Annotated in this window: 16 protein-coding genes and 1 pseudogene; 12 read left to right on the forward strand and 5 right to left on the reverse strand. The window is 72.3% G+C overall.

The features are described 5' to 3' along the window. Positions 1–15 precede the first annotated feature (15 nt). Positions 16–288, forward strand: a complete 273-nt coding sequence (locus tag Q0817_RS14860; RefSeq protein ID WP_298589831.1) for a hypothetical protein — start codon at positions 16–18, stop codon at positions 286–288. A gap of 29 nt (positions 289–317) precedes the next feature. Here Q0817_RS14860 and Q0817_RS14865 read toward each other — a convergent pair whose 3' ends face one another. Then, entirely contained in the window at positions 318–698 is a 381-nt protein-coding gene (locus Q0817_RS14865) for a DUF1622 domain-containing protein (RefSeq protein WP_298589834.1), read from the reverse strand. A gap of 292 nt (positions 699–990) precedes the next feature. On the opposite strand from Q0817_RS14865, the gene Q0817_RS14870 reads away from it, so the two are divergent. The 4 genes from Q0817_RS14870 to Q0817_RS14885 all read left to right on the forward strand — a co-directional run bounded on the left by Q0817_RS14870 (position 991) and on the right by Q0817_RS14885 (position 4711). After that, on the forward strand, positions 991–2199 hold the full coding sequence (locus Q0817_RS14870) for a thiolase family protein (RefSeq protein ID WP_298589837.1): 1209 nt from the start codon (positions 991–993) through the stop codon (positions 2197–2199). Beyond that, entirely contained in the window at positions 2199–2984 is a 786-nt protein-coding gene (locus tag Q0817_RS14875; protein WP_298589840.1) for an enoyl-CoA hydratase/isomerase family protein, read from the forward strand. Before Q0817_RS14870 ends, Q0817_RS14875 begins: the two co-directional genes overlap by 1 nt. A 13-nt stretch (positions 2985–2997) precedes the next feature. Next, entirely contained in the window at positions 2998–3867 is an 870-nt protein-coding gene (locus tag Q0817_RS14880) for a 3-hydroxyacyl-CoA dehydrogenase family protein (RefSeq protein WP_298589843.1), read from the forward strand. A 133-nt stretch (positions 3868–4000) separates the two neighbouring features. Beyond that, positions 4001–4711 (forward strand): tyrosine-protein phosphatase, encoded by a 711-nt coding sequence (locus Q0817_RS14885; RefSeq protein WP_298589846.1) that lies wholly within the window; start codon positions 4001–4003, stop codon positions 4709–4711. Positions 4712–4747: 36 nt separating this feature from the next. Here the strand turns inward: Q0817_RS14885 and Q0817_RS14890 are convergent, their stop codons facing one another. Next, positions 4748–5209, reverse strand: coding sequence for a PaaI family thioesterase (locus Q0817_RS14890; protein ID WP_298589849.1), 462 nt, complete (start codon positions 5207–5209; stop codon positions 4748–4750). Between the two features lie 175 nt (positions 5210–5384). On the opposite strand from Q0817_RS14890, the gene paaZ reads away from it, so the two are divergent. Continuing rightward, entirely contained in the window at positions 5385–7475 is a 2091-nt protein-coding gene (gene paaZ, locus Q0817_RS14895; protein ID WP_298589852.1) for a phenylacetic acid degradation bifunctional protein PaaZ, read from the forward strand. A gap of 255 nt (positions 7476–7730) precedes the next feature. Further along, positions 7731–9578: a gamma-glutamyltransferase family protein gene (locus Q0817_RS14900; RefSeq protein WP_298589855.1), complete on the forward strand. Its 1848-nt coding sequence runs from the start codon at positions 7731–7733 to the stop codon at positions 9576–9578. Positions 9579–9650: 72 nt separating this feature from the next. Here Q0817_RS14900 and Q0817_RS14905 read toward each other — a convergent pair whose 3' ends face one another. The 3 genes from Q0817_RS14905 to Q0817_RS14915 all read right to left on the reverse strand — a co-directional run bounded on the left by Q0817_RS14905 (position 9651) and on the right by Q0817_RS14915 (position 12240). Continuing rightward, positions 9651–10274, reverse strand: coding sequence for a TetR/AcrR family transcriptional regulator (locus tag Q0817_RS14905; RefSeq protein ID WP_298589858.1), 624 nt, complete (start codon positions 10272–10274; stop codon positions 9651–9653). A 105-nt stretch (positions 10275–10379) separates the two neighbouring features. Then, a complete protein-coding gene (locus tag Q0817_RS14910) occupies positions 10380–11723 on the reverse strand; it encodes a phenylacetate--CoA ligase family protein (RefSeq protein ID WP_298589861.1) in 1344 nt (447 codons plus the stop codon). 1 nt (position 11724) lies between these two features. After that, a complete protein-coding gene (locus Q0817_RS14915; RefSeq protein ID WP_298589864.1) occupies positions 11725–12240 on the reverse strand; it encodes a hotdog fold thioesterase in 516 nt (171 codons plus the stop codon). A 210-nt stretch (positions 12241–12450) separates the two neighbouring features. Between Q0817_RS14915 and paaA the strand changes: the two genes are divergently transcribed. The 5 genes and pseudogenes from paaA to Q0817_RS14940 form a co-directional block, all read left to right on the forward strand. Beyond that, positions 12451–13467, forward strand: a complete 1017-nt coding sequence (gene paaA / locus Q0817_RS14920) for a 1,2-phenylacetyl-CoA epoxidase subunit PaaA (RefSeq protein ID WP_298589867.1) — start codon at positions 12451–12453, stop codon at positions 13465–13467. 2 nt (positions 13468–13469) lie between these two features. After that, the gene (gene paaB / locus Q0817_RS14925) at positions 13470–13787 is read left to right on the forward strand and encodes a 1,2-phenylacetyl-CoA epoxidase subunit PaaB (protein ID WP_017833090.1); all 318 of its coding nucleotides are present in this window, start codon (positions 13470–13472) and stop codon (positions 13785–13787) included. After that, the gene (paaC, locus tag Q0817_RS14930; RefSeq protein ID WP_058875442.1) at positions 13784–14611 is read left to right on the forward strand and encodes a 1,2-phenylacetyl-CoA epoxidase subunit PaaC; all 828 of its coding nucleotides are present in this window, start codon (positions 13784–13786) and stop codon (positions 14609–14611) included. The genes paaB and paaC overlap by 4 nt, the downstream gene beginning before the upstream one ends. 7 nt (positions 14612–14618) lie before the next feature. Then, the gene (gene paaD / locus Q0817_RS14935; RefSeq protein ID WP_298589876.1) at positions 14619–15164 is read left to right on the forward strand and encodes a 1,2-phenylacetyl-CoA epoxidase subunit PaaD; all 546 of its coding nucleotides are present in this window, start codon (positions 14619–14621) and stop codon (positions 15162–15164) included. Further along, positions 15164–15340 (forward strand): annotated as a pseudogene (locus Q0817_RS14940) (phenylacetate-CoA oxygenase/reductase subunit PaaK); the annotation flags it as partial. The gene paaD and the pseudogene Q0817_RS14940, both read left to right, overlap by 1 nt.

The raw sequence follows: 15340 nt of genomic DNA on the forward strand, positions 1-15340 counted from the left end.
GGCAGAAGGGGTCAGATGGACGATCGGACGGTCGCCAGGACGCAGGCCAGGATGATCCGCACCGCGCTGACGAGCTCCGGGCTGGGAGCCCGCGACCTGTGGCTGCGGTACGTCCACCTGGGCGGCGAGGTCGGGGAGCTGGAGCTCGACGCCTACCTGCACCACGCCCTGTACCTGCCGCCCCGGCACCGGGACGGCCTCGCGCGGGCCGCCAACCAGCTGGCGCCCGGCCACCGCGTGCCGTGCAGCCGTGACCTGCGCCCGGAGGAGTACCCGCCCGAGGTCTGACCGCCCGGACGGGACCCGGCAGGCAGGCCCTACCCGGCCCGCTCGGGCAGCGGAGCGGACGGCTCGTGCACCTTCTGCCACGGCCACCGCCCCGTGATCTCGAGCTCGAGGGACCAGCTGAGGAACGTGCGCACGAGCACGATGAGCGCCAGCACCCCCACCGACTCGAACGTGGGGGTGATGGCCACGGTCTTGATGATGTCCGCGGCCACGAGCAGCTCCAGGCCCAGCAGGATCGAGCGGCCGAGCCGCTGCCGGTAGCTCTCGTAGGTGTCGCGGTCCCCGCCCCGGCGGCCCAGCAGCTCCCTGAGGGCCAGGAGGCTCGCCACCACCGTCCCGATGACGATGGCGACGACGCCGGCGACGTCGACGGCCTCCCCGACGAGCTCCATGGACTCCTGGAACGACATCCTGCACCTCCGGTGACCCCGGCGGACGCGCCGGCTCGTGTCTGCGATGAGGACGCCAGGATCTCACGGGCCCGCGGTCCGGCGACGGCTTCCTGGGAGACGGCGTCCGGCCCGGAGCCCCCGGCTCCTGCTCCTGCTCCTGCTCCTGGGAGCACACCACGGGCCATTGCGGCGGCGCGCTCTGTTGACCCCGCGGGCGCCCGCGTGGGAAGGTTTGATGAACGATCGGTCAGTAAATTCGGGCGACGATGCCCGGACGCAGGCCGCTCCCCGTCGCGACAGGAGCCCACCCATGCCCTCAACCCCTCAGGCCCTCCTCGTCGGCGGGGCCCGCACCCCGGTGGGCCGCTACGGCGGCGCGCTGGCGAGCGTGCGCCCCGACGACCTCGCCGCCCTCGTGGTCAAGCACGCGGTGACCGACGCCGGGATCGACCCCCACGACGTCGACGAGGTGATCCTCGGCAACGCCAACGGCGCCGGCGAGGAGAACCGCAACGTCGCCCGCATGGCCTGGCTGCTCGCCGGCTTCCCCGACACCGTCCCCGGCATCACCGTCAACCGGCTGTGCGCCTCCGGGCTCTCGGCCATCATCATGGCCTCGCACATGATCAAGGCCGGGGCCGCGGACATCGTCGTCGCCGGCGGAGTGGAGTCCATGTCCCGCGCCCCCTGGGTGATGGAAAAGCCGGCCAAGGCGTACGCGAAGCCCGGGGACGTCTTCGACACCTCCATCGGCTGGCGCTTCACCAACCCCGAGTTCAAGAAGCACGACAAGATGACCTACTCGATGCCGGAGACGGCCGAGGAGGTCGCGATCGTCGACAGCATCTCGCGCGAGGACGCCGACGCCTTCGCCGTGGCCTCCCACGAGAAGGCGATCGCCGCGATCGACGCCGGGCGCTTCGCCCCCGAGATCGTCCCCGTGACCATCACGGGCCGCAAGGGTGCGACGACCGTCGTGGACACCGACGAGGGCCCCCGCCCGGGCACCACGATGGACGCCCTCGCCAAGCTGCGCCCCGTGGTCGACCACGGCACGGTCGTCACCGCCGGCAACGCCTCCTCCCTCAACGACGGCGCCTCGGCGATCCTCGTGGTCTCCGAGCGCGCCGCCGAGAAGTACGGACTGACCCCCCGGGCCCGGATCGTCGACGGCGCCTCCGCCGGCGTGCCCCCGGAGATCATGGGCATCGGTCCCGTCCCCGCCACCCAGAAGGTGCTCGGGCGCACCGGGTGGGGCGTCGGCGACCTCGGGGCGGTCGAGCTCAACGAGGCGTTCGCCAGCCAGTCGCTCGCCTGCATCCGCCGCCTCGGCCTCGACGCGGGCACCGTGAACAACGACGGCGGGGCCATCGCGCTCGGCCACCCGCTGGGCTCCTCTGGCTCCCGCCTGGTCGTGACGCTGCTGGGCCGGATGGAGCGCGAGAGCGCCGACCGCGGCCTCGCCACCATGTGCGTGGGCGTGGGCCAGGGCACCGCGATGCTCGTGGAGAAGCTCTGATGGTGGGCCCCAGCGAGATCCTGGGCGGGGAGTTCGCTGCGCTGCGGCTCGAGGAGCGAGAGGACCGCCTGCACGTGGTCCTGGACCGCCCCGCCGTGCGCAACGCCATCGACGCGACCATGGTCGAGGAGCTGCACACCGTGTGCGGCTACCTGGAGCACCACCCCAAGGTCCTGATCGTCTCCGGCACCGAGGTGAACGGCAAGGGAGTCTTCGCCTCCGGCGCCGACATCGCGCAGCTGCGCGAGCGCCGCCGTGACGACGCCCTGGCCGGGATCAACTCCCAGATCTTCGATCGGATCCACAAGCTGCCCATGCCCGTGATCGCCGCGATCGACGGCTACGCCCTGGGCGGCGGCGCGGAGCTGGCCTACGCGGCCGACTTCCGCATCGCCACCCCGCACCTGAGGATCGGCCAGCCGGAGACGAACCTGGGGATCATCGCCGCCGCCGGCGGGCTGTGGCGGCTCAAGGAGCTGGTCGGCGAGGCGGTCGCCCTGGACATCCTGCTCGCCGGCCGGATCCTCGACGCGGACGAGGCCCTGGCCCTGCATCTCGTCACCGAGCTGCACGAGCCCGCGGAGCTCGTCGGCGCCGCGCACGCGCTCGCCGACCGGATCGGCGCCCAGGACCCCCTGGCCGTGCGGATCTCCAAGCGGGTCTTCGCCGCCCCGCCGTCCGCCCACCCGCACATTGACGAGCTGGCCCAGGCCGTGCTCTTCGAGTCGCAGGCGAAGTTCGACCGCATGCAGGCCTTCCTGGACCGCAAGAAGAACAAGAAGTAGGAGCACCCCGACCATGACCGAGAAGCACGCACTGGCCGTTCCCGCCGTCGTCGGCGTCCTGGGCGGAGGCCGCATGGGCGCGGGCATCGCCCACGCCTTCCTGCTCGCCGGGGCGACGGTGACCGTGGTGGAGCGCGACGGGCAGGCCGCCGAGGCCGCCCGGGAGCGGATCGAGCGGGACCTGGCCAAGTCGCTGGAGCGCGGGAGCGTGGACGGCAACCTGGACGAGTGGGCGGAGAAGCTGACCGTCTCCCTCGACCACGCCGACTTCGCCGGCTGCGAGCTCGTCGTCGAGGCCGTCCCCGAGATGTGGGACCTGAAGGTCTCCGCCCTCCAGGAGGTCGAGCGCCACCTGGCCGGGACCGCGTGGCTGGCCACCAACACGTCGTCGCTGTCCGTGGACGGGCTGGCCGAGCAGCTGGCCCGCCCCGAGCGGTTCTGCGGGCTGCACTTCTTCAACCCGGTGCCGGCCTCGAAGCTCGTGGAGGTCGTGAACTCGAAGCACACCGGCGAGGAGCTCAAGCGGCTCTCCGTGCAGTGGGTCGAGGGCCTCGGCAAGACCGCGGTGGTCGTCAACGACGCCCCCGGCTTCGCCTCCTCACGGCTGGGCGTGGCGATCGCGCTCGAGGCCATCCGGATGGTCGAGGAGGGCGTGGCCTCGCCCGCGGACATCGACAACGCCATGGTGCTGGGCTACAAGTTCCCGGTCGGTCCCCTGGCGCTGACGGACATCGTGGGCCTGGACGTGCGCCTGGGCATCGCCGAGTACCTCGCCTCGGAGCTCGGGCCGCGTTTCGAGCCCCCGCAGCTGATGCGCGACATGGTGGCCCGGGGCGAGCTGGGCCGCAAGACCGGCCGGGGCTTCTTCACCTACGACCAGTAGCACCCGCCGTCCTGCCGCCGAACTCACCGGTTCGGCCCGAGACCGTCCGGGACATGCCGGCGTCTCGGGCCGAACCGGTGAGTTCGCGTGCGGAGGAGGGGGCGCCGTCGGAGGCGGGTCCTATCGTGGGGGCATGCACACACAGCCCGGCGCCCCCGCCACCTGGGACGGCGCGCTCAACGCCCGGCGCCTGGCGGGCGACGTGTGGCGGATGGGCCGCTCCGAGCGGCTGAGCCCGGCGGGCTGGCGCGCCGCCGCGGCGGACGGCGTGCGCACGGTCGTGGACCTGCGCAACGCCGACGAGCGGCGCCGCCGGCCCACGGACCCCGTGGACGAACCGGCCGCCCGCGCCGGCATCACGGTGCTGCACCGCCCCACCGAGGACCCCGCCCACCCGCAGTTCCCGCTGGTGGGCACGCCCTACCTCAACCACCCGCGCGGCTACCGCGACTACCTGCGGCTGTTCCCGGGACTCCTCGTCGAGGCCGTGCGGACGGTGGCGAGCGCCGAGGGCGCGGTGGTGGTGCACTGCTCGGCCGGCCGCGACCGCACCGGGGTGCTCGCCCTGCTGCTCCTGGGCGTGGCCGGGGCGCCCCCGGAGCGCCTCCTCGCGGAGGACGAGGCCGCCGCGCGCGGGATCAACGAGTGGCACCGCGTCGCACCCGTTCCCCACCCCGTGGAGCGCCATCACCCGGAGCACGAGCTCACCGCGCTGCTGGCGGAGCGCCGGGCGGCCCTCGCGGAGCTGCTGACCGGGTTCGACGCCTCGCGCTGGCTCGTGGAGGCCGGGCTGGCCCCCGAGGAGCTGGCGGCCCTGCGCCGGCGGCTCGGCCGCGCGTCCTGATCCGCTCCTGATCAGGTTCCCCGCCGGGTTCCCGGCCTACTTCTCCGCCCGGTTCCCGGCCTGCAGCTCCGCCGGGTTCCCGGCCTGCTGCGGCCTGTCCTTGAGGAAGTTCGTGATCCGCACGGTGCACAGCCGCGTGCCGTCCTCGTGCTCGATGACCACCTCGTGGCACGTGAGGGACCGGCCGAGCTGCAGGGCGGTGGCCGTGGCCGTCACGGTGCCCGTGCGGGAGGACCGGTGGTGGGTGGCGTTGACGTCCACGCCCACGGCGACCTTGCCCATGGTGGACGCGTGGATCACCGCCGCCCAGGAGCCCACGGCCTCCCCGAGAGCGACCATGGCCCCGCCGTGGAGCAGGCCCAGCGACTGACGGTTGCCCTCGACAGGCATGGAGGCGACCACGCGCTCGGCCGACTCCTCGAGGACGGTGACGCCCATCTTCTCGTCCAGCTCGCCAAGGACGATGCGCCAGGGCTCATGGGTCTCGGTCGTGGTCATGGTGCTCCTCCGGGGCTCGGGGACGTGGGGGCTCGGGGACGTGGCGCGGGAGCACCGCGGGGCGGTGGTCCCGGAGTGTGACGTAGGTTATCGTGGTCATAATACCGAACGATCGGTCAGGATGCGGGCGACGGACCGTCCGCCCGCACGCACCCGAGCGAAAGGACCACGCACCGTGGCAGCACAGACCCAGACCATCCTCCCCAGCTACCTGCGGGGCCGGTGGTGGACGCCGGAGAACCCCCAGAAGGTCACGGAGGTGGCCGACGCCTCAACCGGCGAGGTCATGGCGCGCGTGTCCACGGACGGCATCGACATCGCCTCCGCCGTGGACTACGGCCGCACCGTGGGCCAGCGCGCCCTCGGGGAGCTCACCATCCACGAGCGGGCCCTCAAGCTCAAGCAGCTCGCCCAGTACCTCGACGAGCACAAGCAGGAGCTCTACGACCTCTCCTACTCGACCGGGGCCACCCTGAAGGACCACTTCTTCGACGTGGACGGCGGCATCGGCACCCTCTTCACGTTCTCCTCGAAGGGCCGACGCGAGCTGCCCAACGCCAACGTCATCGTGGACGGCGCCGTGGAGCAGCTCTCCAAGGACGGGTCCTTCCTGGGCGAGCACATCTACACCCGCATGCCCGGTGTCGCCGTGCAGATCAACGCGTTCAACTTCCCGGTGTGGGGCATGCTCGAGAAGTTCGCCCCGGCCTTTCTCGCCGGCATGCCGACCGTGGTGAAGCCGGCGACGCCCACCGGCTACGTCACGGCCGCCTGCGTGCGCCTGATGATCGACTCCGGCATCCTGCCCGAGGGCTCCCTCCAGCTGGTCTCCGGCTCCGCCCGCGACCTGCTCGACCACCTGGACTACCGCGACCACGTGGCCTTCACCGGCTCCGCCGGCACTGCGCAGTCGCTGCGCCACCACGAGAACGTCATCAACGGCGGGGTGCGCTTCACCGCCGAGACGGACTCCCTCAACGCCGCGATCCTCGGCCCCGACGCCACCCCGGAGACCCCGGAGTTCGAGGCGTTCGTGAAGGCGGTGTTCACCGAGATCACCTCCAAGGCCGGGCAGAAGTGCACGGCCATCCGGCGCGTCATCGTCCCGCAGGATCGTGTGGAGGACGTCGTGGCGGCCGTCGCCGAGCGGGTGCAGCAGCGCGTGGTCATCGGCGACCCCCGCACCGAGGGCGTCACCATGGGCGCCCTGGCCTCCAAGGAGCAGCAGGGCGAGGTGCGCAAGGCCGTGGAGCGCCTGATCGCCGCCGGCGGCACCGTCCGCCTGGGCGGACCGGACGCCTCCGTGGGCGACGCCGACACCGAGGCGGGCGCGTTCTTCCCCGTCACGGTGCTGTCCTTCGAGGACCCGGACACCCCCGAGGTGCACTTCGTCGAGGCCTTCGGCCCCGTGACCTCCGTCCTCGGCTACACCGACGTCGACGACGCCGTGCGGCTGGCCGCGCTCGGCGGCGGCTCGCTCGTGGCGACCGTGTGCACGAACGACGGCGCGACCGCCGCCCGGTTCATCGCGGGCATCGGCTCGCACCACGGGCGCGTGCACTTCCTCAACCGCCAGGACGCGAAGACCTCCACCGGTCACGGCTCTCCGATGCCGCACCTGATCCACGGCGGCCCCGGCCGCGCCGGCGGCGGCGAGGAGCTGGGCGGCGTGCGCGGCGTCAAGCACTACATGCAGCGCACCGCGATCCAGGGCCCCCCGGACATCCTCACGGCCGTGACCGGCGTGTGGCACCGGGGCGCCGCGGCGCAGACCGTGACCCGCGAGGCGGTCGAGAACGGCACCGGCGAGCACCCGTTCCGCAAGTCCCTGGAGACCCTGCGGATCGGCGACCAGTTCGCCTCCGAGCTGCGCACCGTGACCCTCGAGGACATCACCGAGTTCGCCGAGAAGACCGGCGACACCTTCTACGCGCACACCGACGAGGAGGCCGCCACGGCCAACCCGTTCTTCCCGCGCCGGGTGGCCCACGGTTACCTGCTGGTCTCCTGGGCGGCCGGACTGTTCGTGGAGCCGGCCCCCGGCCCCGTGCTGGCCAACTACGGACTGGAGAACCTGCGGTTCATCACGCCGGTGACCTACGACGACCACATCCGGGTGACCCTCACCGCCAAGCAGATCACCCCGCGGGTCACCGACGAGTACGGCGAGGTCTGCTGGGACGCGATCCTGCACAACCAGCACGACGAGATCGTCGCGACCTACGACGTGCTGACCCTGGTCGCGAAGACCTGGCCCACCGCCTGACCGGCTGACCCGGGCGAGGCCCGTCCCGGACCGCCGAGCCCCCACGGCGCACGCAGTCCCCCACGCCACAGCATGGGGGACTGCGCTGTGCCTGGGGGCTCGGCAGGTGGCAGAGGCGGGACCGGGAGACCGGAGCGGCCTGTTCGCGGCGGGGTGCCCGGTGCTAGCCTGACCAGCACGCTGCCCAGACCCTCGCGCGTGCCGGCGCCCCGCCGCGCAGGACCGCCGTCGGACGCCACGGCCGGAGGAGACGCGATGCGCCGGATCTCGAGCCCCGCTCACCGGAAGGCCGCCGTCGCGCTGTCCCTCCTGCTCGGGCTCACGGGGTGCGCACCGGACGCGGAGCCCGCCGCGGGGACCCCGTCGGGGCCGACCGGGACCGCGGCCTCCGCCCCGGCCTCGCCCGCGGAGACGCCGGGGCCGGCCACGACGACCGCGCCGGACGCAGCCGAGGAGCCCGCCCCGCACGTCCAGGCGGTGGTGTCCTCGCACGAGCTGGCCACCGCCGCGGGCACGGAGATCCTCGAGGCCGGCGGCACCGCCGCCGATGCCGCGGTCGCGGTCGCCGCCGTGCTGAGCGTGGTGGAGCCCTACTACTCGAGCGTGCTCGGCGGCGGCACGTGGGCGCTGTACTACGACGCGGACAGCGACGACGTGACGAGCCTGAACGGCGTGGGGCCGGTCGGCGGCGCGGCGACGCTCGAGGACTACCGCCCCCGCGCCGGCGACTTCGGCATGCACCAGGCGATCCTCCCCGGCGCCTGGGACGGATGGATGCTCTGGCTCGACGAGTACGGCGAGCTGGGACTGGGCGAGGTCCTCGCGCCGGCGATCGCGGTGGCCCGCGAGGGGTATCCCGCGAGCTCGGAGATGGTCTACTGGCTGACCCGGGAGGAGGCGAACATCCGGCAGAGCCCGGTCATGACGGAGCTCTACACCCGCGACGGCGCCCTGCTGGAGGCGGGCGACACCGTGCACCAGTGGGACATGGCCGGCACCTTCGAGGACCTGGTGGCCGCCTACGACGGCGAGGCCGACGGCGGGGCCGACCGCGCCGCCGGGATCCGGGCGGCACGGGACCACTTCTACCGCGGGCCCGTCGCGGAGGCCGTCGTCGCCTTCTCGGAGCAGGACGACGGATACCTCACCCTGGAGGACTTCAGCGGCTACTCGGCACAGATCGTCGAGCCGATCTCCATCGACTACGGAGCGGACGTGACGGTCCACCAGAACCCGCCCAACAGCCAGGGCATCGCGATGCTGCAGGCCCTCAACATCCTGGACGAGGACGACTTCTCCGGCCGCTCCCCCGAGGACCCCGACGTGGTCCACCGGCAGGTGGAGGCCGTCAAGCTGGCCTTCGCCGACCGGTACGCGCGTGTGGGCGATCCCGAGCGCACCGACGTGCCCGTGGCGCGGCTGCTGTCGGACGAGTACGCCCGGGCCCAGCGGGCGCGCATCGACGACGACCGCGCCGCGCGGTGGCCGATCGACAGCGGGCTCGACCGGCAGGCCTCGGACACCACCACGTTCCATCTCACCGACCGCTCCGGCAACGCCGCGGCCGTGACCACGAGCCTGGGCGGGCAGTTCCTGGTGGTGGGGGACACCGGGATCCACATCAACGAGCGCATGAGCTTCCTGTCGCTCGACGAGGACAACGTCAACGCCGTGGCGCCCGGGGCCACGGTGCGGCACACCTCCGCCCCCTTCATGGCCCTGCGCGACGGCCGGCCCTACCTGCTCGGCGGCAACACCGGGATCGACACCCAGCCGCAGGGGCAGCTGCAGCAGTTCATGAACGTGGTGGACTTCGGCATGACGCCCCAGGAGGCGGTGGCGCAGCCGCGCTTCGTCAGCACGGCCTTCCCCGCGTCCAACCACCCCCACGGGGCCGGCAACACCCTGCAGGTGGAGTCGGACTTCTCGGCAGCGGCCGTCCAGGAGCTGCGCCGCCGGGGCCACGACGTCACCGTGGGCGCGGGCATCTTCGGCACGGCGAACATGCTCGCCGTGGACGAGGACGGCAGGGGGGCCCGGCTGGGCGTGGAGCCCCGGAACGAGACCGCCGACGGGACGGTGCTGCCCGCCCCGGACCGGTAGCACCGGACCCGGCCGGCGACGCCCCGGGCGGGTGCCGCGGGCCCGGGTCAGCCCCTGCGGGCTGCGCCCGGATCAGGGGACCCGCAGCCCCGAGAACGCGAGCACGACGACGGTCTCGGCCAGCTCCTCCCAGGGCTGGCCCGCATCGGGCCGGTACCAGTCGACGATCGAGTTGATCATGCCCAGGAGCAGCCGGGAGGCCGACCGCCCGCTGAGGTCGCGGCGCAGGTCCCCCTCCGCCTGGGCCTGCTCGATGAGCGCGCCTACCCGGCGGGTGACCGTGCGACGGCGCTCGAGCGCCCGGGTCTCGACCTCCGAGTTGCCCCGCAGCCGCAGCAGCAGCGTCACGTAGGGCATCTGCTCCACGAGCACGCGCACGGTGCCCCGGATCACCTGCTCGAGCCGCTGGACCGCGGGGGCCTCGGTCCGCTCCGCGGAGGCCAGGACCTCCTCGAGCGCGTCCAGGGCCCGGCCGAGCGCCTGCTCGAGGATCTCCTCCTTGGACTCCACGTGGTGGTAGATCGCGGACTTCGAGATGCCCAGGTGCTTGGAGAGCGTGCCCATCGACGTGGCGTCGTAGCCGTGGACGTTGAAGACCTCCACGCACACGGCGAGCAGCGTCTCGCGGTCGTAGCCGGGCCGGCCGCGGCGCGGGGCCGCGCCGGCCGGGAGAGCGGTCGCCGGTGCGTGCGTCATGAGGACCTCGATCTCGGTGGGGAGGGACAGGACAACGATCCTATGACGCGACGAGCCCCCGAGCGGTCTCGGGGGCTGGTCACGGCAGGGCCGGCGAGCGGGACGTCACGCGTCTTTGCGGTGGTCGTAGACGCGGCGCAGCTTGCCGGAGGACCGGGCGAGGGTTCCCGGCTCGGCGATCCGGATCGAGGCGGAGGAACCGATCTTCGTCTTGATCGCGTGCAGGAGCTTCTGGCCGCCGGCCTCGGCGGCCTCGACGGTCACCTGCTCGCGCCGCTCGATGTTGATGGTCATCTGGTCCATCCGGTGCGGGCGGGTGATCTCGAGCGTGAAGTGCGGGCTCAGCTCCGGCACCTGGAGGGCGAGCTCCTCGATCTGGGAGGGGAACAGGTTGACCCCGCGCAGGATGATCATGTCGTCGGAGCGGCCCGTGATCCGGCCCATCCGCCGGTGCCCGGGCCGGTCCGTGCCGGGGAGCAGGCGGGTCAGGTCATGGGTGCGGTAGCGGATGATCGGCAGGGCCTCCTTGGTGAGCGCCGTGAACACGAGCTCGCCGGGCCGGCCGGTCTCCTGCACCTCGTCCGTGAACGGGTCGATGATCTCGGGGCGGAAGTGGTCCTCCCAGATGTGCGAGCCGTCCTTGGACGCGGCGGACTCCCCGGCCACCCCGGGGCCCATGACCTCCGAGAGTCCGTAGATGTCGCACGCGTCGACGTCGAAGGCCGTCTCGATCTCCCGGCGCATCTCCTCGGTCCAGGGCTCCGCCCCGAGCACCGCGGTGCGCAGCGACGTCTCCCGCGGGTCCAGGCCGAGCTTCCTGAAGCCGTCCGCGATGGTCAGCAGGTAGGTGGGGGTCGAGAGGATGGCCTCGGGCTCGAAGTCCCGAATCATCTGGACCTGCTTCTCGGTCTGCCCGCCGGACATGGGGATGACGGCGCAGCCCAGGCGCTCGGCGCCGTAGTGGGCCCCGAGCCCGCCCGTGAACAGGCCGTAGCCGTAGGCGTTGTGCACCTTGTCGCCGGGCCGCACGCCCGAAAGCCGGAAGCAGCGGGCCACGAGGCCCGCCCAGGTGTCGATGTCGTTCTGGGTGTAGGCCACCACGGTGGGCTGCCCGGTGGTGCCGGAGGAGGCGTGGATCCGCCGGACCTCGCTCATCGGCACCGCGAGGGACTTGAACGGGTACGCCTTCCGCAGGAACTCCTTGTCCGTGTACGGGAAGAGCCGCAGGTCCTCGAGCTCCTTGAAGTCGCCGGGGTGCACCCCGTGGCCGTCGAAGAGCTCGGTGTAGGCGGCCACGTTCTCGTAGGCGTGGTGCAGGGTCCAGCGCAGCCGCTCGACCTGCAGGGATTCGATCTGGTCCCGGCTCATCGTCTCCTCGCGGTCCGGCTGCGACCGGTCCGCGGGGGCGGGTGCGGGGGTGTAGGGGTTGGGGACGGAGCACTCGGTCATGTCAGACTTCCTCGGGCTGCGGGACGGACGGCTGGGCGGGCTGCAGGACGGGCTGCTCGGCCGGATCGGCGGCCGGCTCCTCGGCCGGCCGCTCCGCGGGCGTCGCCGCCCGGAGGGCCGGATTCGGGATGGTGCGGCTGCGGCCCCGGAACTCGGCGATGAGCCGGTCGTCGGCCAGGACCTGGATGTCGTAGACGCCGCTGCGCCCGGCCTGGGCGCGCACGGTCCCCACGGCGGTGAGCTCCTGCCCGCGGTAGGCCGAGGCCAGGAAGTTGATGTCCACCCCCGCGGCCACCGTGATGGTGCTGCCGTCGCCGGCCGGGTCGTTGCACGCGAGGGCGAAGCAGGTGTCCGCGAAGGCGAAGACCATGCCCCCGTGGGCGATGCCGAACCCGTTGAGCATCTCCTCCCGCAGCGTCATGCGGATCTGGGCGTGGCCGTACTCGGCGCGGTCCACGGTGATGCCCATCCAGCGCGAGGTGTGGTCCCCCGCGAGGATCGGATGGCCCTGGGACATGTAACTCTCCTCACAATTCACGACCGAATGGTCAGTAGACAATCCCACTCCGCCGCCCATGTCAACCCGGGCGCCGCTCGACAGCACCCTGCCGAACTCGGGAACCACCTGTTGACGCCGCCCGCACGGGCACATATTCTGAACGAACGGTCAGTTAGTCGCGTGCGGCCCTCCCGCCCCGCGGCGCCATCTCGTCGGAAGAGGGACACCATGACTACGCAGAACACGGGCCTCCACGCAGTGCCCGCCGCGGACGCGGCCGAGCAGGCCGAGCTCGACCGCGCGGGCGAGGAGCACTTCGACCGCATCATCGCCGAGGACTCCCGGATCGAGCCGCGCGACTGGATGCCCGCCGCCTACCGCAAGACGCTGGTCCGCCAGGTCTCGCAGCACGCCCACTCCGAGATCATCGGCATGCAGCCGGAGGGCAACTGGATCTCCCGGGCGCCGTCCCTCAAGCGCAAGGCCATCCTGATGGCCAAGGTGCAGGACGAGGCCGGCCACGGGCTGTACCTCTACTCCGCCGCCGAGACCCTGGGCACCCCGCGCTCCGAGCTCAACCAGCAGCTGCTGGACGGCCGGGCCAAGTACTCCTCGATCTTCAACTACCCCGCGCGCACCTGGGCCGACATGGGCGCCATCGGCTGGCTCGTGGACGGCGCGGCGATCGCCAACCAGGTCCCGCTGTGCCGGGCCTCCTACGGCCCCTACGGCCGGGCCATGGTCCGCATCTGCAAGGAGGAGTCCTTCCACCAGCGCCAGGGCTGGGAGATCCTCTACGAGCTCTCCCACGGCACGCCCGCCCAGAAGCAGATGGCGCAGGACGCCGTGAACCGCTTCTACGGCCCCTCCCTGCAGATGTTCGGCCCCCCGGACGACGACTCGCCCAACTCGAAGCAGTCCATGGCGTGGAACATCAAGCGCTTCTCCAACGACGAGCTGCGCCAGCGCTTCGTGGACATGATCGTGGAGCAGGCCGCGGCGCTGGACCTGACCCTGCCGGACCCGGACCTGAAGTGGAACGAGGAGCGCGGCCACTACGACTACGGCCCGCTGGACTGGGACGAGTTCAAGGCCGTCGTCGGCGGCAAGGGCCCGTGCAACCTCCAGCGCATGCAGCGCCGCCGCACGGCCCACGAGGACGGCGCCTGGGTCCGCGAGGCCGCCGCCGCCTATGCCCGCAAGACCGCCGCGGAGCGCAGCTCCGCCGAACTCATCGGAGCCTGAGCATGAGCGAGAACACCGTGAGCCCGATCGGCGCGCCCTCGGACGAGTGGCCCCTGTGGGAGGTGTTCGTGCGGTCCTCGCGCGGGCTCTCCCACGTCCACGCCGGATCCCTGCACGCCCCGGACGCCACGATGGCCGTGCGCAACGCCCGGGACCTCTACACCCGCCGCAACGAGGGGACCTCCGTGTGGGTCGTGCCCTCCGCGGCCATCACCGCGTCGGACCCCGACTCCAAGGGCGGCTTCTTCGAGTCCGCGCAGGGCAAGAGCTACCGCCACGCCACGTACTACACCAAGAGCGAAGGGGTGAAGCACCTGTGAGCTTTGCATCCCACGATTCCGCGACCCGGCAGAGCGCCGGCGAGGCGATCACCGCGGAGGACATCGCGGCCGGCGGGGCGAAGGCCCCCGAGGACGTGGCCCGCTACGCGCTGTACCTGGGCGACGACGCCCTGATGCTCGCCCAGCGCCTGGGCTGGTGGATCGCCCGGGCCCCGGAGCTCGAGGAGGACATCGCGCTGGCCAACATCGCCCTGGACCTGCTCGGGCACGCCCGGTTCTTCCTCAGCTACGCGGGCACCGCGTGGGGGAAGACCGAGGACGACCTCGCCTATTTCCGCGACGAGGAGGAGTTCCGCTCCTGCCGCCTCGTGGAGCAGGAGAACGGCGACTTCGGGCAGACCATCGCCCGGCAGCTGATCTTCTCCTACTACCAGTACGAGCTGTACCGGCGCCTGGTCCGCTCCTCCGACCCGACGCTCGCGGCCATCGCGGACAAGGCGCTCAAGGAGATCGAGTACCACCAGGACCACGCGAGCCAGTGGCTGCTGCGCCTGGCCCTGGGCACCGAGGAGTCCCGGCGCCGGATCGAGGCGGGGCTGTACTACATGTGGCCCTACGTGGACGAGCTGTTCCACGACGACGAGCTCATCGAGTCCCTCGGGGACGTCGCCGTGCGCCCCTCCTCGCTGCGGGCCGACTTCGACACGCGGCTCAAGGCCGTCCTCGACGAGGCGGAGCTGTCGGTCCCCGAGGTCCTGGGCGCCTGGGGCGGCGACCGCTCCGGGCAGTTCAGCGAGCAGCGCGGCCACATCCTTGCCGAGATGCAGGTGCTGGCACGCCAGCACCCCGGCGCCACCTGGTGAGGAGGCGATGACGATGACCGACTCCGAGCAGACCGGCAGCACGCAGGTCACCGGCCGGGAGCTGCGCCCCCGGGACGAGGCCGCCGGCCGCGTCTGGGACATCGCCGCCACGGTGAACGACCCCGAGATCCCCGTGCTCTCCATCGCCGACCTCGGCATCCTGCGGGGCGCGAGGGTCGAGGGCGGGCGCGCCGTCGTCGTCATCACCCCGACCTACTCCGGGTGCCCCGCGATGGAGACCATCACCACCGACGTCACCCGGGCGCTCAACGCGCAGGGCTACGACGACGTGCGCGTCGACCTCGTGCTGCAGCCGGCGTGGACCACGGACTGGATGAGCGAGGACGGCAAGCGCAAGCTCGACGAGTACGGCATCGCCCCGCCCACCGGCCGGGCCGCCGCCGGCCCCGTCCGACTGGGGCTCACCGTCAAGTGCCCGCGCTGCCACTCCCTGAACACCCGCGAGCTGACCCGCTTCGGGTCGACCGCGTGCAAGGCGCTCCACGTCTGCAACGAGTGCCTGGAACCCTTCGACTACTTCAAGGTGCACTGATGACCGAGATCACCGCCCCGGCCCGGCGCCGGGCCACGTTCAACACCCTCGAGGTCTCCCAGGTCCGCAAGCTCACCGCGGACTCCGTCGAGGTCGCCTTCGCGGTGCCCCCGGAGCTCGTGGACGACTACGACTACCTGCCCGGCCAGTACGTGGCGCTGCGCGCCCGGATCGAC

Origin of the sequence: uncultured Kocuria sp., assembly GCF_947500125.1 — a bacterium.
In the GTDB taxonomy this organism is placed as follows: Bacteria; Actinomycetota; Actinomycetes; order Actinomycetales; family Micrococcaceae; genus Kocuria.

What these genes read in the sequence shown, in the direction of transcription:
- paaD (WP_298589876.1), top strand. Translation starts at nt 14,619, where the DNA reads ATGACGATGACCGACTCCGAGCAGACCGGCAGCACGCAGGTCACCGGC.
- Q0817_RS14860 (WP_298589831.1), top strand. Translation starts at nt 16, where the DNA reads ATGGACGATCGGACGGTCGCCAGGACGCAGGCCAGGATGATCCGCACC.
- Q0817_RS14880 (WP_298589843.1), top strand. Translation starts at nt 2,998, where the DNA reads ATGACCGAGAAGCACGCACTGGCCGTTCCCGCCGTCGTCGGCGTCCTG.
- paaA (WP_298589867.1), top strand. Translation starts at nt 12,451, where the DNA reads ATGACTACGCAGAACACGGGCCTCCACGCAGTGCCCGCCGCGGACGCG.
- Q0817_RS14915 (WP_298589864.1), bottom strand. Translation starts at nt 12,240, where the DNA reads ATGTCCCAGGGCCATCCGATCCTCGCGGGGGACCACACCTCGCGCTGG.
- Q0817_RS14885 (WP_298589846.1), top strand. Translation starts at nt 4,001, where the DNA reads ATGCACACACAGCCCGGCGCCCCCGCCACCTGGGACGGCGCGCTCAAC.
- Q0817_RS14900 (WP_298589855.1), top strand. Translation starts at nt 7,731, where the DNA reads ATGCGCCGGATCTCGAGCCCCGCTCACCGGAAGGCCGCCGTCGCGCTG.
- Q0817_RS14905 (WP_298589858.1), bottom strand. Translation starts at nt 10,274, where the DNA reads ATGACGCACGCACCGGCGACCGCTCTCCCGGCCGGCGCGGCCCCGCGC.
- Q0817_RS14865 (WP_298589834.1), bottom strand. Translation starts at nt 698, where the DNA reads ATGTCGTTCCAGGAGTCCATGGAGCTCGTCGGGGAGGCCGTCGACGTC.
- Q0817_RS14870 (WP_298589837.1), top strand. Translation starts at nt 991, where the DNA reads ATGCCCTCAACCCCTCAGGCCCTCCTCGTCGGCGGGGCCCGCACCCCG.
- Q0817_RS14890 (WP_298589849.1), bottom strand. Translation starts at nt 5,209, where the DNA reads ATGACCACGACCGAGACCCATGAGCCCTGGCGCATCGTCCTTGGCGAG.
- Q0817_RS14875 (WP_298589840.1), top strand. Translation starts at nt 2,199, where the DNA reads ATGGTGGGCCCCAGCGAGATCCTGGGCGGGGAGTTCGCTGCGCTGCGG.
- paaB (WP_017833090.1), top strand. Translation starts at nt 13,470, where the DNA reads ATGAGCGAGAACACCGTGAGCCCGATCGGCGCGCCCTCGGACGAGTGG.
- Q0817_RS14910 (WP_298589861.1), bottom strand. Translation starts at nt 11,723, where the DNA reads ATGACCGAGTGCTCCGTCCCCAACCCCTACACCCCCGCACCCGCCCCC.